The sequence below is a fragment of the Streptomyces sp. NPDC093094 genome, from assembly GCF_044754345.1.
Classification (GTDB): domain Bacteria; phylum Actinomycetota; class Actinomycetes; order Streptomycetales; family Streptomycetaceae; genus Streptomyces.
This window is the reverse complement of sequence record NZ_JBIVOX010000010.1, coordinates 313,714-328,732: the sequence shown is the minus strand read 5'-3', so window position 1 is coordinate 328,732 and position 15,019 is coordinate 313,714. Positions and strand designations below refer to the sequence as shown.

At 72.2% G+C, this 15,019-nt stretch carries 12 protein-coding genes and 1 pseudogene; 7 read left to right on the top strand and 6 right to left on the bottom strand.

Annotation, left to right across the window (positions count from 1 at the left end; genetic code table 11):
* Window positions 1-534, top strand: a pseudogene (locus ACIQGV_RS23635) (sugar ABC transporter substrate-binding protein); the annotation flags it as partial.
* Window positions 535-575: 41 nt separating this feature from the next.
* Here ACIQGV_RS23635 and ACIQGV_RS23630 read toward each other — a convergent pair.
* The gene (locus ACIQGV_RS23630) at window positions 576-1,847 is read right to left on the bottom strand and encodes a helix-turn-helix domain-containing protein (protein WP_402497115.1); all 1,272 of its coding nucleotides are present in this window, start codon (window positions 1,845-1,847) and stop codon (window positions 576-578) included.
* A gap of 284 nt (window positions 1,848-2,131) precedes the next feature.
* Between ACIQGV_RS23630 and ACIQGV_RS23625 the strand changes: the two genes are divergently transcribed.
* Entirely contained in the window at window positions 2,132-3,100 is a 969-nt protein-coding gene (locus ACIQGV_RS23625) for an esterase/lipase family protein (protein ID WP_402497114.1), read from the top strand.
* Window positions 3,101-3,136: 36 nt separating this feature from the next.
* Here ACIQGV_RS23625 and ACIQGV_RS23620 read toward each other — a convergent pair whose 3' ends face one another.
* The 5 genes from ACIQGV_RS23620 to ACIQGV_RS23600 form a co-directional block, all read right to left on the bottom strand.
* On the bottom strand, window positions 3,137-3,883 hold the full coding sequence (locus tag ACIQGV_RS23620; RefSeq protein ID WP_402497113.1) for a VC0807 family protein: 747 nt from the start codon (window positions 3,881-3,883) through the stop codon (window positions 3,137-3,139).
* Between the two features lie 114 nt (window positions 3,884-3,997).
* The gene (locus ACIQGV_RS23615; RefSeq protein ID WP_402497111.1) at window positions 3,998-4,327 is read right to left on the bottom strand and encodes an antibiotic biosynthesis monooxygenase family protein; all 330 of its coding nucleotides are present in this window, start codon (window positions 4,325-4,327) and stop codon (window positions 3,998-4,000) included.
* 245 nt (window positions 4,328-4,572) lie between these two features.
* Window positions 4,573-6,921, bottom strand: coding sequence for an FtsX-like permease family protein (locus ACIQGV_RS23610; RefSeq protein ID WP_402497110.1), 2,349 nt, complete (start codon window positions 6,919-6,921; stop codon window positions 4,573-4,575).
* 54 nt (window positions 6,922-6,975) lie between these two features.
* A complete protein-coding gene (locus ACIQGV_RS23605; RefSeq protein WP_402497133.1) occupies window positions 6,976-7,704 on the bottom strand; it encodes an ABC transporter ATP-binding protein in 729 nt (242 codons plus the stop codon).
* Between the two features lie 68 nt (window positions 7,705-7,772).
* The gene (locus tag ACIQGV_RS23600) at window positions 7,773-8,288 is read right to left on the bottom strand and encodes a PadR family transcriptional regulator (protein WP_402497108.1); all 516 of its coding nucleotides are present in this window, start codon (window positions 8,286-8,288) and stop codon (window positions 7,773-7,775) included.
* A gap of 121 nt (window positions 8,289-8,409) precedes the next feature.
* Here ACIQGV_RS23600 and ACIQGV_RS23595 point away from each other — a divergent pair, with 121 nt between their 5' ends.
* The 5 genes from ACIQGV_RS23595 to ACIQGV_RS23575 all read left to right on the top strand — a co-directional run bounded on the left by ACIQGV_RS23595 (window position 8,410) and on the right by ACIQGV_RS23575 (window position 15,002).
* Window positions 8,410-9,684 carry an ABC transporter substrate-binding protein gene (locus ACIQGV_RS23595; protein ID WP_402497107.1) on the top strand — a complete coding sequence of 425 codons (1,275 nt, stop codon included), beginning with the start codon at window positions 8,410-8,412 and terminating at the stop codon, window positions 9,682-9,684.
* 158 nt (window positions 9,685-9,842) lie between these two features.
* Window positions 9,843-11,462, top strand: coding sequence for a glycoside hydrolase family 13 protein (locus ACIQGV_RS23590; RefSeq protein ID WP_402497105.1), 1,620 nt, complete (start codon window positions 9,843-9,845; stop codon window positions 11,460-11,462).
* A 19-nt stretch (window positions 11,463-11,481) separates the two neighbouring features.
* Window positions 11,482-12,804, top strand: a complete 1,323-nt coding sequence (locus tag ACIQGV_RS23585; RefSeq protein WP_402497104.1) for an ABC transporter substrate-binding protein — start codon at window positions 11,482-11,484, stop codon at window positions 12,802-12,804.
* A 6-nt stretch (window positions 12,805-12,810) separates the two neighbouring features.
* Window positions 12,811-14,166 carry a carbohydrate ABC transporter permease gene (locus ACIQGV_RS23580; protein WP_402497102.1) on the top strand — a complete coding sequence of 452 codons (1,356 nt, stop codon included), beginning with the start codon at window positions 12,811-12,813 and terminating at the stop codon, window positions 14,164-14,166.
* Window positions 14,163-15,002, top strand: a complete 840-nt coding sequence (locus tag ACIQGV_RS23575) for a carbohydrate ABC transporter permease (protein WP_402497101.1) — start codon at window positions 14,163-14,165, stop codon at window positions 15,000-15,002. Before ACIQGV_RS23580 ends, ACIQGV_RS23575 begins: the two co-directional genes overlap by 4 nt.
* Window positions 15,003-15,019: the final 17 nt, after the last annotated feature.

Here is a 15,019-nt window from a genome sequence, read left to right as displayed (position 1 = left end):
GCCACCGACAAGCTGGGGATGTTCCTGGCGGCGCCGGACGACATCGCGTACATGGTGCAGCAGCTGGGGGCGGAGTACGAGAACTTCGGGATGGGTCCGATCCCGGGCGGCAGGGCGACGCTGGCGGGCGGCAACAACTACATGATCAAGAAGGGGATCTCGTCGGACAAGGTCAAGGCGGCGGTCGCCTGGCTGAACTTCAAGAACCTCACGGTGGGCAAGGGCCAGTTCGACTGGGAGCGCACCAGGGCCGACAAGCTTCCCGTCGGTGTCCCGCAGCCCAACTTCTGGCTGAACGGCTCGAAGGCGAAGGACGACGCGGCGCGTGCCGCGAACGCCACGATGCCGGTGGAGAACTTCAGGACGTTCACCGACAACCCGGTCGCGGGCAAGGCCGAGCCGCCGAAGGCGCAGGAGATCTACAAGGTCCTGGACAACGTGATGTCGGGCATCCTGACCAACGAGGACGCCGACATCGACAAGCTCCTGGACACGGCCGAGTCACAGGTCAACCAGGTCCTGGCCAACCAGTGACCTGCCGCTGAGGGGCCGAAGGGCCGGGAGCGGGCCGCGCCTCAGACGAGGGCGGCCCGCAGCGCGGCCTCCAGCTCGAAGCGGGCGTCGGGATCGGCGAGCGCGTCGCCGAACAGCCGCTGCACCTGGTGCAGGCGCTGGCGCGCGGTCTGGGGATGGATGCCGAGGCGAGCCGCGATCTCGGGGGCCGTGCCGTGCGGTGTCTGCAGACAGGCCAGCAGGGTCGCGGCGAGCCGGTCGCGCTGCTTGGGCGTCAGGGACGCCAGGGGCTTCAGGCGCCGGCGGGCCATCAGCCGCACCAGCGCCGGGTCGGCCAGCAGAAGCAGCCGGGCGAGCGAGGGGTCGGTGACGGGGGAGCTGTCCGGCCCGGCGGCGGCGCCCGCGTCGCGCAGGCTGCGCGCCCAGCGCAGCGAGTCGGCCGTCTGCCCGGGCGGCACGGCGGGCCCGACGACCGCGCCGGTCTCGCGCAGCAGTTGCTGCAGACGCGGATCGGCGAGCAGCAGGTGCGGGGTCGGTACGACCAGGCAGGGCAGGGAGCTCTCCAGGTCGGCGAGCACGGTGTCCGGCAGCCGGTTCCGCCGCAGCGCGAACGGGGCCGCCGGCGCCTTCCTGTCCGGCGCGGCCGGCCGGGCCGTCGCCGTGTCGGGCAGCGGCCCGAGGGCGACGGCGGCGACCCTGTCAGGCAGGGGCCAGTCGGCCTCGGCGGCGGCCCGGTCGAGGGCCTGCGGGTCGGGGTCGCCCGAGGTGAGCAGGATCAGCAGACGGTGCCGGCGGCGCCCGGCGGTGCCCGCGGCGTCGGCCTGGGCGTCCGCGTATGCCTGCACGGACACGGCGGCGATCTCGTCGATGTGGGTGAAGACGGCCTCGGCGAGCAGGGCGACGGCCTCGGTGCCCAGAGCCAGCCGGCGGGCGACACGGGCATAGCGCCGCCAGGCGATCCGGGCGCCGAGGCGGTAGGCCGCCTGGAGCGCGTCGAGGCTGCGGCCCTCGACCAGTTCGCCGCGGCCGAGCGCGCGGTAGACCGGCACATGGGTGGATTCGCGGGGCCCGCCCGCGGAGGTGACCCGCTGGGCGAATTCCAGCAGTGCGGTCTCCACCCCCTGCTGCATGGCGACGCCGAATTTCCCGGACAACGGCCGGGAGAATTCCGGTATCTGACCCCTGATCTCATGGATTATTTCGGCGGCGACGGTGCGGTTCTCCTTTTCGAGTTCGGCACCGAGGCGTCGCGGGAGCGCCGTCCAAGGGCCACCGCGCGACTGGCCCGGGGTGCCGCGTCCCGCTGCCGTGGCGGCCGTCTCAGTCGTCGTCACCCTGCGGAGTATGAGTTCAAGTTACCGGCCGGTCAAGGGATCTGACAAAGATCAACTAGCGGTGCTAACAAGCCTGTCCTCGTGTTTTGTCCCGGTGGGCCGCCTCGGTGGCCGTGGAAGCACGCATGTGGATGAGCGTTTTACGACCTGCTGCCCGGTGGATCTGACACCTGCCTGAGCGGCATCGGGCAAAGCACGGTCGGTCCGTTGCCGACCGTCCCGGATCCTTCCTACTTTCGCTTCCCCACCGCATCGCTATTCCAGAACAAGGGACGGAACTGGAAATGAGACGAGGCGCATTCCGCAGCGCACTGCTCGCCGGGGCCACGGCCACCGGACTGCTCGCCGCGACCGGCGGCACGGCGTACGGCGCGGACGACTCACTGGACGTGGAACACAACTTCGCCGTCGGATTCACCCAGGGGTTCCTCCACCCGGCCGAGTCGCCTCCCGGCGCGAACGACTGGGACTGCGAACCCACCGCGGAGCACCCCGAGCCGGTCGTCCTGGTGCACGGGACGATGGAGAACATGAACGACCTGTGGCGGGGCGCCGCCCCGCTGCTGGCGAACGAGGGCTACTGCGTCTTCGCCTTCAGCTACGGCGGCGCCTCCGCCGGAGACCCGGTCCAGGGCGTCGGCTCCATGGTCGACGGCGCCGCCGTGCTGGCGGACTTCGTCGACCGGGTGCGTGCCGCGACCGGGGCCGCCGAGGTGGACCTGGTCGGCCACTCCCAGGGCGGCGGCCCCGTGCCCCGCTACTACCTCAAGAACCACCCCGGCGCGGCGGACAAGGTCGGCCGGCTCGTCGGCATCACGCCCTCCAACCACGGCACCACCCTGAGCGGCATCACCGAGCTGGGGCGTGTCCTGCACCTCCTGGAGCCCGTCAACGGCTTCCTGGCGAAGGACCATCCGGCCCTGGTGGAGCAGCAGATCGGCTCCGACTTCAACCGCGCCCTCGACGCCGGCGGCGACACGGTCCCGGGCGTCGACTACACCGTCATCGCCACCCAGTACGACGAGATCGTCACGCCCTACACCAACGGCTACCTCACCGCGGGCCCCGGAGCCACCGTGCACAACATCCATGTGCAGGAGACCTGCTGGAAGGACGCCACCGACCACCTGGAGGCCCCCTACGACCCGGTCGTCCTCACGCACGTCCTCAACGCGCTCGACCCGCAGCACCGAAGGCCGGTCCCCTGTCAGGTGATCCTGCCGCTGACGGGGCCGGTCCTCCCGGCGGACTGAGTCTCCGCCGCAGGCCCGACGGGCCCGCGGAGTCCCTCAGGCCGTGGCCTGAGCGGCCGCCGCGGCCCGGGCCCGCTCCTCGCCCCTGAGGCGTGCCCGCTTGCCGTACATGGCGGTCCAGGTGGCGAGGGCGCCCAGGACGACGTAGATCAGCACCGGGCTCAGGACCACCATGGTGTCCGTGCTCAGCACGAGGACGAGCGCGACCCGGACGACCGCTTCGAGACAGTAGGCGACGCCCCAGACCGCAGTCATGGTGATCATCGTCCTGCGGAAGTCCGGGTACTGCCACAGCCCGTTCCACCACGCGGTGCTCTCCGGGGTGCCGTCGGTGGCGAACTTGCGGCCGAAGTAGAACATCAGCGGGCGCGGGGCGAGCAGCGTGGCCAGGCACAGCAGCCCGAACAGCCCGGTGACGCCCGAGTCCTTGATCAGCAGGGCGCGGGCCGAGTGCGCTCCCACGAGCGACACCACGGCGGTGATCACCAGGAACACCAGGGTCACGAGGGCGAATTCGTCCAGACGCCGCCGCCACGCGACATGCACGACACTGTCGAGCACGGGCCACACGCCGCTCACCAGGAGTGCGGCGAACTCGCTCCAGCCGTGGTCGCGCAGCAGGTTGTACGTGATGATCGGCGCGACCACGTTCAGGGCGATGGTGATGATCCATCCGCTCAGCGCGGCGCCCCTGGAGCGTGCGGGCGGTGCCGGGCGATCCGCGCCGCCCGTGGGCTCCTGGCCCTCGGGCGTGTGCGCGGTCGCGGTGTCCTGATGAGACACGGTTCTCTCCCCCGGGAAAACAGTCGACGGTCGACGTGCGTCAACGTACGCAACCATCGGCCGGGGAGACACCACGACCGCACAAAATGATCACCAAGAACGGCGGATCAGGTGCTACTCGCCCTTCGGCGCGGCCTGCTGGACCACCTCGAAGGACCACAGCGTGGACCCGCTCGCCGCGGGCCGCGGCCGCTCACCGCCCTCCGCGCCGCCGCCCTGATGGGCCGACTTCATGGGGCCCTCCATCCATGCCTGGAACGACTGCTCGTCCCGCCACCGCGTGTACACGAGATACTGGTCGGTGCCCTCGACGGGGCGCAGGAGCTCGAACCACTCGAAGCCGTCCGAGTTCTCCACGGCGTGCGCCCGGGACGCGAAGCGCTTCTCCAGCGTCTCGCGCTGCTCGGCCGGCACGGTCAGTACGTTGATCTTGACTACGCTCATGCCCTCATCCTGCCGTACGCGGATCCCCGGACCGTGGAGCGGGCGCCGCACAGCCGGGGAGCGAGGGCCGGCGCACGGTGGGCACGGCCGACTCCTCCTCCGCACACCGGAAGCGGTCCGCACCGGCACCCCGCACGACGCAGCCGCCCTGCTCCCGCCCGGGGCGGCCGCGGTGCCGAAGGACTGCTCACCACCTGGCTCGCCCGCGTGGACGACCGGGCCCGAAAAGCCGCGCCCGCGCCCGGTCAGGCCACGGCGCTCAGCGTGTCCGCGAGCCGACGCCGCGCCGCGCGGGCCGCCGGCAGCGCCGCGAGGGCGGCGGCCCCGAGGACGGCACAGACCCCGAGAAGCAGCAGCAGGACGGGGGAGGGCCCCTGCGCGATACCGGCCCCGATCCCGCTGGACCTGCCCTGTGCGTCGATCAGCCAGTGGGCGAGCGGCAGGCCGAGGGCCGTGGCCACCAGCACGGCCGCGAGCGCGGTGAGGGCGGTCGCGGTGACCGTGATCGCCGTGATCTGGCGCGGCGACAGCCCGATGGCCTTCAGCGCGAGCAGGTCCCGCTCGGAGTCCCGGACCGTACCGCCGATCGCGGTCAGCAGTTCCACGAGACCGATCAGGGCGAGCACGGCGATCAGCCCGAGAACGACACCGCGCAGCGGTGACAGCCCGTCGGCCGGGTTGGTCACCGCGTGCACGTCCAGCCGGCCCTGCCCCGCCGCGGCGAGACGCCCGGCGGCCTCCTGCGGGTCGGCGCCGTCGGTGAGGCGGACCTGGTAGAGGGTCGGGCGCAGTCCGGGGTCGTTCTCCCGCAGGGTGTCGAGCGAGGCGGAGATGACCCGGCCGGCGTTGTCCGGTTCGATGCTGCGGCCGACGATGTGCAGGATCTGCGGCTCGTCGCCGACGGTCATCCGCACCCAGTCGCCGACCCGTGCGTCCAGCAGATCGAGCAGCCCCTGCCCGGCCAGCGCCTCGTCGGGGCCGCGCGGCGGGCGGCCCTCGGCCAGGGCGTACGGGTAGGGGTCCTGGCGGGTGCCGAGCCCGCGCAGGGCGATCGTCTGTGTCTGGCCCGGGACCAGCGCGGCCACCTCCACCCCCGGATACGCGGCCGCGACCTGCGGGTCCCCGGCGAGCAGCGCCTCGGCGGCCCGGTCGCCGAGGGAGGGGGCGGGGTGGACGGTCAGCGCGGCCGGCAGGCCGATCTGCTCCGGCCTGCTCTGGAAGCGGTCGATGGTGGTCCACGCGCTCATCGCCACCACGATCAGCAGCAGCGGCAGCGCCAGCCGTCCGACCGCCGTGAAGGTGCGCGGCTGCCGGGCGAACGCCCGGTGCGAGCCCAGCACCAGCGCGGGCGGCACCCGCAGCCCGGGCATCCGCGACGGCGTCCGCACCCGCAGACCGAGCACACGGAACGCGTCCGGCACCCTCGCCCCGAGCGCCCGGCGGGCCACCCCCGACAGCCGGCCGCCGCCCGGCGCCGCGGGCCGCGGCACCGGCACCGGCGGCACCCGCCCGGCCCGCCACGCGGCCAGCCCGGTCGTCGCCCCGATGAACAGCACCACCGCGGCCGGCACCGCGAACAGTGTCGCCGTCTGCCCCTCAAGCCCCTGCCACACCCCGACCGCGTCGCCGAAGCGGCCCGGGACACGGCTGCCGGCGGCCCGGATCAGCGCGGCCGCGGCCACCGCCCCCAGCAGCGCGTAGACGAGATGCTGGAGCAGGAAGAGACGGACGACCTGGGCGGGGGTGAACCCGATCGCCTTCAGGACCGAGATGTCGCGCAGATGACCGCGGACACGGGTGCCGATCGCCCCGTGCACCGCGAAGGCGGCGGCCAGCAGGGCGCCCAGCCCGAACAGGCCCAGCACCTGCCCCAGCAGCCGGTCGTCGCCCTGGGCCTCGGCCCGGGCCTGCTGCCAGGTGGAGACCTCGCCGATCGCCCCGGCGCCCAGCACCGTCACGGCCCGCTGCACGGCGTACCCCGTGTCGTCCGGGTCCGTCAGCCGCAGGCCGATCACCTGCCCGGCCGGGTCCGGCAGCGCGGACGGCAGCGCCCAGACCAGCCCCCGCCGCTCACCCGGGCGGTACGGCGGCTCGGCACTGTCGGCGACACCGGCGACGGTGAGACGGCGGTCCGTGCCGGGCAGGGTCAGCGTGTCACCGGGCCGGGCCAGCAGAGCCCGGGCCAGCCGGGTCTCCAGCACCACACCGTCGGGTGTCCTCGCGTCCAGCCAGTTGCCCGCGGTCAGCAGCGGGCGGCCCACCTCGGGCTGCTCCGGGGTGCCGCGCAGCTCGACCGGGGCACGGGCGCCGCGCGTGGCGAGCGTGGCCGAGGAGACCGGATAGGGGCCGGCGACGGAGTCGACGCCGTCCAGCGCGGACAGCTTCCCCGTGTCGGCCGAGGCGTCGGTGTGCAGCCACGCGTGGGCGCCGTTCGCCTGGGTGAACACCCGCTGCCAGGGGTTGGTCGCATACCCGAACAGGGCCGCGGCGAGCAGCAGCGACACCACGACACCCGCGGTGGCGAGCACCAGGAACAGCGCCTCGCCGCGGTGCGTGCGCAGATCGGAGTGCGCCCAGCGCAGAGTCGCTCGCACGGCCGTCAGCCTCTCTTCCGGCGCCGGGGGCACGCCGCGTCGTCCACCCGCATGTCAGTCCTTGAGCTCCAGCACCCCGGACGTCCCGGCACGCCGCGGCGGCGCGGCGTCCAGCTCGGCGTCGTCGGCTATCCGCCCGTCGAAGAAACTGATCACCCGGTCCGCGGCGCTGGCGAGCCGGGCGTCATGGGTGACCAGCAGGATCGTCTGCCCGCGCCCGTGGAAGCGGGACAGCAGCCGCACCACCTCACGGGTGCCCTTGCTGTCGAGGCTGCCGGCGGGCTCGTCCGCCAGCAGCAGCGGCGGATGGTTCACCAGGGCCCGGGCCAGCGCCACGCGCTGCTGCTCACCGCCGGACAGCTCGCCCGGCATGCTGCGCTCCTTGCCCGCGAGCCCCAGTTCGGCCAGCAGCTCCTCGCGCTCGGCGCGCGCCCGCTTCGGCGGCACCCCGGCGAGCAGGGCCGGCAGCTCGACGTTGTCGGCGACGGACAGGTTGGAGACCAGGTTGAAGAACTGGAAGACGATCCCGATGCGCCGGCGCCGCTCCACCGCCCAGCGGGCCTCGGACCAGGAGTCCGCGCACTCGCCGTCCAGCCACACGCTGCCCGCGTCGGGTCGCTGGAGACCGCCGAGCAGATGCAGCAGGGTCGACTTCCCCGCGCCGGACGGGCCGGTGATCGCCACGAACTCGCCGGGCCGCACGGCGAGGTCCACCCCGCGCACGGCCCGCGCGGGCGCGCCCTCGCCGTGATGGGTCTTGACCAGTCCCTCGGCGCGCAGCACCGGAGCGGGTGCTCCGGCGTGCACGGGAGCCGGCCCTTCGGCGTGCGGTCCGGGAGCGGTGCGCTCGTTCACTCCAGCTCCTCCAGCTCTTCCTGGCACCGCTCCAGCCAGTCGAGGTCGGCCTGCAGGTGCAGCATCGCGCCCTCTATCAGCAGCTGGGCGATGCGGTTGTCGCGGTCTTCGGCTGCGGCCAGCTTCGACAGCTGCCGCATGGTGTTCAGATACTGGCGCCGCTGCTTGTTGATCAGCGAGATCTGGTCGGCGAGGCCGGTCTGCGGGGCGAGGGCCAGCTTCATGAAGAACTCGTCCCGTACCCGCGGCTCGTCCTCGGGCTCGGCGAACCAGACGCTCAGCGCCTCGCGCCCGGCTTCGGTGAGGTGGTAGACCTTCTTGTTGGGCCGGCTCGACTGCTCGACGTCCTCGCCCTCGATCAGCCCCTGTTTCTCCAGGCGGCCGAGGGTGACGTAGATCTGGCCGACGTTCGGCTGAGGGTACGCGGAGCCCAGCAGTTGCTCAAGGTCCTGCTTCAGCTCGTAGCCGTGGGCCGGGCCACGGGCGAGGAGCGCCAGGAGAGGCAGGCGCACGCGAGCGGTCCTCCTGTCCTGGGGATGTGTGCCAGGCCCTAGTATCGCCCATGCCTAACAGGTATACATGGCCTCTGACCCCGGGCGAGGGTGCCCGGTGCCGGTGCACAGGGAGGAACCTATGCGGTGGACGCATGCCGCGGGTAGGGGCCTTCTCGTTCTGCTGATCGTCCTGACCGGTTATGTCGCTTTCGGCGCCCAGGCGCAGGAGAGCGGCGGCACCCGTGGGCGCGGTCCGCTCACCCTGGCCACCGCCGGGGACCTCACCGGCTATCTCGGCCCCCTGCTCCAGGGCTGGAACCGCACCCACCCCGGCGAGCGGATCACCCTCGTCGAACTGCCCGACTCGGCCGACGAGACCCATGCGCAGATGGTCACCGACCTGCGCGGCGACGGCCGCCGCCGCTTCGACGTGCTCAACATCGACGTCAACTGGACGTCCGAGTTCGCCGCGGCCGGCTGGATCCGTCCGCTCGAACGCGAACGGTTCCCGCTCGGGTCCTTCCTGCCGCCGGTCGTCGACACCGCGACCTACGACGGCAGGCTGTACGCCGTCCCCTACGTCACCAACGCCGGTCTGCTGCTGTACCGCAGGGACGTCCTCGACAAGGAGGGCCTCGCCCCGCCCCGCACCTGGGCCGAGCTGGAGCGGTACGCCGAGACGGTCGCCCCCAGGTACGGCCTCGACGGCTACGCCGGACAGTTCCTGCCCTACGAGGGCCTGACCGTCAACGCGGCCGAGGCCGTCTACTCGGCGGGCGGCACGATCCTCGGCGACGAGGGTGCGCGCGTCACCGTCGACTCCGCCGCCGCCCGCGAGGGCATCGGCTTCCTGGCGCGCGGCGTCCGCGAGGGATGGATCCCCCGCGAGGCGCTGACGTACAAGGAGGAGGAGTCCAAGCAGGCGTTCCGGGACGGCCGGCTGCTCTTCCTGCGCAACTGGCCCTATGCCTACGCCGTCGCCTCCGCCGAGGGGTCCCCGGTCGCCGGGCGGATCGGCGCCGTGCCGCTGCCCGGACCCGAGGGACCGGGGACGAGTGTGCTCGGCGGCTCCAACCTGGCCGTCGGCGCCCATGCACGGCATCCCGACACGGCCGCGCGTCTGATCGCCTATCTCACCAGCGAGCGCGTCCAGCGCCAGGTCCTCACCCGGGGCGCACTGCCGCCGGTGCGCGCCGACCTGTACGAGGATCCCTCGCTGATCGCGCGGTTCCCCTATCTGCCGACCCTGCGCGAGAGCGTGCTGGCGGCCGCCCCGCGGCCCAGGAGCCCGCACTACGACCAGGTCAGCCTGGCCGTGCAGGCGGTCGTGCACGACGCGATGACCGGGCGGCAGACCCCCGCCGCGGCGGTGCGCCGGCTGGCGCACGAGCTCGACGCCATCGCCGGCCGATAACCTTCTCCGGCACACCCCTCTAGTTACTTGTTAAGTAACGCTGACGTCTCATTCGTCGGCGTTCAGGGGTATTTTGTCAGGGTTTCTCACCTCAACTCTCCAGTAGCTTCCTGCACGTTCATTGACACCTCGATGACACGCCTACTTAACATGCATGCATGCTGAGTAAGTACCACTGGTGGCGTGACGCGGTGATCTACCAGGTCTACGTCCGCAGCTTCCTGGACAGCACCGGAGACGGTGTCGGCGATCTCGCCGGAGTCCGGGCCGGGCTGCCGTACCTGAAGAAACTGGGCGTCGACGGGATCTGGCTGAGCCCCTTCTATCCCTCGCCGCAGCACGACCACGGCTACGACGTCGCCGACTACTGCGACGTCGACCCGCTCTTCGGCGACCTCGCCGAGTTCGACCTGCTCGTCCGCACCGCCCACCGGCTCGGCATCAAGGTCCTGCTCGACGTCGTCCCCAACCACTGCTCCAGCGAGCACCCGTGGTTCGGCGAGGCCCTCGACGCGGCGCCCGGCAGCCCGGCCCGCGCCCGCTTCCACTTCGCGGACGGCCGCGGCCCGGACGGAGCCGAGCCGCCCAACAACTGGCACGCCATGTTCGGCGGGCCCGCCTGGACCCGGGTCGCCGACGGCCAGTGGTACCTGCACATGTTCACGCCCGAGCAGCCCGACTGGAACTGGCGCAACCCCGAGATCCGGGCCGAGTTCGACCGGATCCTGCGCTTCTGGCTCGACCGCGGTGTCGACGGCTTCCGCATCGACGTGGCGGCCGGCCTCTTCAAGCACCCCGCGCTGCCCGACTCCGACGACCCCGAGGCCGACGCCCGCACCCGCGACTCGGTCAACCCGCTCGCCTGGAACCAGCCCGAGGTGCACGAGGTGTGGCGGCACTGGCGGTCCGTGTGCGAGGAGTACCGCGAGCGCGACGGCCGTGAGCGCCTCCTGGTCGGCGAGGTGTCCGTGCCCACCGCCCGCGAGCACGCGCTGTACGTCCGCCCCGACGAACTGCACCAGGCGTTCTTCTTCGACCTGCTCGGCGCCCCCTGGGACCCGGACGCCTTCCGCAAGGTCATCTGCGAGGCCATGCAGGACATCGCCGGCACCGGCTCCACCGTCACCTGGGTCCTCAACAACCACGACCAGGTCCGCACCGTCACCCGCTACGGCGAACCCGCCACCGGCGGCAGCGGCCTCGGCGCCGCCCGCGCCCGCGCCGCCGCCCTGCTGATGCTGGCGCTGCCCGGCGCCGCGTACATCTACCAGGGCGAGGAACTGGGCCTGCCCGAGGTCGTCGACCTGCCCGACGACGTCCTCACCGACCCGATCTTCCACCGCACCGGCGACCGGGCCCGCATCCGCGACGGCTGCCGGGTCCCGCTGCCCTGGTCGGGCCAGGCGTCACCGTTCGGCTTCACCTCCGGTGCCGAGAGCGCCAAGCCGTGGCTGCCGCAGCCGGAGTACTTCGCCGAGTACGCCACCGACCGGGCCCTGGCCGACACCCGCTCCTTCTGGCACCTCTACCGCGACGGCCTGCAACTGCGCGACGCGCTGCCCCAGCTCGGCGAGGGGAGCCTGCGCTGGCTGGACAGCCCGCCCGGGGTCCTCGCCTTCGCCCGCGACGACCTCGTCTGCGCGGTCAACTTCGGCACCGCCCCCGCACCCGCGCCGGTCTCCGGCACCCCCCTGCTCGCCAGCGGCCCCTGCACGGCCGGGGTCCTCCCCGGCTCGACGGCCGCCTGGTGGATCGACGACCTGTCGACGAACTCCTGATCGCGAAGGGACATCAACGATGATGCGACGTACCACTGTGCTCACCGGCTGCACCGCCCTCGTCCTCGCCCTGACGGCCACCGCCTGCGGCGGCGACGACGTCTCGGCCGGCGGCGGCGACAAGCCGCTGGGCGGCCAGACCCTCACCGTGGCCGGCGTCTGGACCGGCAGTGAGCAGAAGAACTTCCAGAAGGTGCTCGACGCCTTCGCCGAGAAGACCGGCGCCAAGACCCAGTTCGTGTCCACCGGCGACAACGTCTCCACCGTGGTCGGCAGCAAGATCGAGGGCGGCAACGCCCCCGACGTGGTGATGGTCCCGCAGGTCGGCGTGCTCCAGCAGTTCGCGAAGAGCGGCTGGCTCAAGCCCCTGTCGTCCACCGCGCAGAGCGCCGTCGCCGCCAACTTCGCGCCCGTGTGGAAGAACTACGGCAGCGTCGACGGCCGCCTCTACGGCCTGTACTTCAAGGCCGCCCACAAGTCGACCGTCTGGTACAGCCCCGACGCCCTCACCCAGGCCGGTGTCGCACAGCCCTCGACGTTCGCGGAGATGCTGGAGGCCGGCCGGACCGTCGCCGACTCCGGGCTCGCCGCCTTCTCCGTCGCCGGCCAGGACGGCTGGACCCTCACCGACTGGTTCGAGAACGTCTACCTCTCCCAGGCCGGGCCCGAGAAGTACGACGCCCTCGCGGCCCACGAGCTGAAGTGGACGGACCCCTCCGTGGTGAAGGCCCTCACCACGCTCGGCGAACTGTTCAAGGACAAGCAGCTGATCGCGGGCGGCCGGAAGGGCGCCCTGAACACGGACTTCCCCGGCTCGGTGGAGAAGGTCTTCGGCCCCGAGGCCGAGGCCGCCATGGTCTACGAGGGCGACTTCGTGGCGGGCGTCGCCAAGGACCAGTTCGGCCGGAAGATCGGCGAGGACGCCAAGTTCTACCCGTTCCCCGCCGTCGACGGCGGCACCGCGCCCGTGGTCAGCGGCGGCGACGCGGCCGTCGTCCTCAAGGACGGCAAGAACGCCGCGGCCGCCATGGCGTTCGTCGAGTACCTCGCCACCCCGGAGGCCGCCGCCGTCTGGGCCGAGGCGGGAGGCTTCCTCTCCCCGAACAAGAAGCTCGACGCCAACGCCTACACCGACGTCACCACCCGGGCCACCGCCAAGTCCCTCGTCGCGGCCGGGGACTCGGTCCGCTTCGACATGTCCGACCAGGCCCCCGCGGCCTTCGGCGGCACCAAGGGCGCCGGCGAGTGGAAGATCCTCCAGGACTTCCTGCGCGACCCGTCGAACCCGCAGAAGACCGCGTCCGCGCTGGAGGCCGCCGCGGCCAAGGCGTACAAGGGCTGACCCGACATGACCTCCACGCTCGTGAAAGAGACGAGCCCCCCGTCCGCCGCAGGTGCCGGGTCCGCCCGGCGCCCGCGGCGGCGCGGCCGGACCGTCGCCGTCGCCCTGGTCTTCGTCCTCCCGGCGCTGCTGCTGCTCGGCGCGCTGGTCGTCTACCCCGTCCTCTTCTCCGTCGGCCGCAGCCTCTTCGACGCCTCCGGCACGAAGTTCGTCGGCGGTGACAACTACACCGAGATGTTCCGCGACCCGGCCACGCTCAAGGCCGTGCGCAACACGGCGATCTGGGTCGTCGTCGCACCCGCCCTGCTCACCGGCCTCGGTCTGATCCTGGCCGTGCTGGTGGAGAAGATCCGCTGGGCCACCGCCTTCAAACTGCTGCTGTTCATGCCGATGGCGGTGTCCTTCCTCGCCGCCGGCATCATCTTCCGCCTCGCCTACGACGAGGACCCCGACAAGGGCGTCCTGAACGCGGCCGTGGTCTCCGTCCACGACGCCTTCACCGGCACCTCCGCCTACCCGACGGCCCGTGCCCGTGACGGACACGGCCTGGGCAGGGCCGAGGGCGGCGCCTACCGCACCACCGCGAGCGTCTCGCCCGGCGACGTCCTGACCCTCGGCCTCGTCGGGATCCGGCCCGAGGACCTGCCCGAGGGCGCCGCACCCGCCCGGGCCGCCACGGCCGCACCCGGCGAACTGCGCGGCGTCGTCCACCTGGACTTCACCCCCGGCGGAGGAGGCCGGCAGGGCGAGGTCGACCCGAAGGAGAGCGGGCTGCCCGGGATACGGGTGGAGGCCCTGCGCGACGGAGCGACGGTCGCCTCCACGACCACCGCCGCCGACGGCTCCTTCGCCTTCGCCGGTCTCGCCGACGGCTCGTACACCGTGCAGCTCCCCGCGTCGAACTTCGCCCCGCCCTACGAGGGCGTCTCCTGGCTCGGACCCGCGCTCGTCACGCCCGCGATCATCGGCGCGTACCTGTGGATCTGGACCGGCTTCGCCATGGTCCTGATCGGCGCGGGCCTGTCCACCCTGCCCCGCGACGCGCTGGAGGCGGCGCGGATCGACGGCGCCAACGAGTGGCAGATCTTCCGCCGCATCACGGTCCCGCTGCTCGCGCCCGTTCTGACGGTCGTGTTCGTCACGCTGGTCATCAACGTGATGAAGGTCTTCGACCTCGTCTACATCATCGCGCCCGGCCCGGTGCAGGAGGACGCGACCGTGCTCGCGACGCAGATGTGGCTGGTGTCGTTCGGCGGCGGCAACGACCAGGGGCTGGGCAGCGCGCTCGGGGTCCTGCTCCTGCTGCTCGTGCTCCCCGCGATGGTCTTCAACGTACGCCGCTTCCGAAGGAGCCAGCGATGAACGCCGTCCGACGCCATCTGGGCAACGGAGCCGTCCAGGCATTCCTGGTGATCGTCGGCCTGGTGTGGATGACACCGCTCGCCGGGCTGCTCCTGTCCTCGATGCGGTCCGCCGAGGACACCGCGAAGGGCGGCTGGTGGACGGTGTTCGCCGACCCCGGCCGGCTGTCCTTCGACAACTACTCGGCCCTGCTGGACAACGCGGGCATCACCCGCGCGTTCTGGAACACGGTGCTGATCTCCGTGCCGACGACCCTGCTCGTCGTCGTGGTCGCCGCGCTCGCCGGATACGCCTTCGCCTGGCTGGACTTCCCCGGGCGGGACGCGGTCTTCCTGCTGGTGGTCGCGCTGCTGGTGGTGCCGGTGCAGATCGGTCTGCTACCGGTCGCCAAACTCTTCGGCCAGCTCGGCCTGTTCGGCACGATCCCTGGCGTGGTGCTCTTCCACGTCGCCTACGGACTGCCGTTCGCTGTGTTCCTGCTGCGGAACTACTTCGCCGAGATCCCGAAGGAGATGCTGGAGGCGGCCCGCATGGACGGAGGCACCGAGTGGCGCATCTTCACCCGCCTGGTGCTGCCGGTGGGCCGGCCCGCCATCGCCAGCCTGGCCATCTTCCAGTTCCTGTGGGTGTGGAACGACATGCTGGTCGCGCTGCTGTTCGCGGACAGCGCCTCACAGCCGCTCACCGTGGAACTCCAGTCGCAGATCCGGCAGTTCGGCAGCAACATCGACGTGCTGGCCCCGGGTGCCTTCTTGTCCCTGGTCGTGCCGGTGGCGGTGTTCTTCGCCTTCCAGCGGCACTTCGTGCAAGGGGTGATGGCCGGATCGGTCAAGTAGGCGGCGCGGCGGCCGGC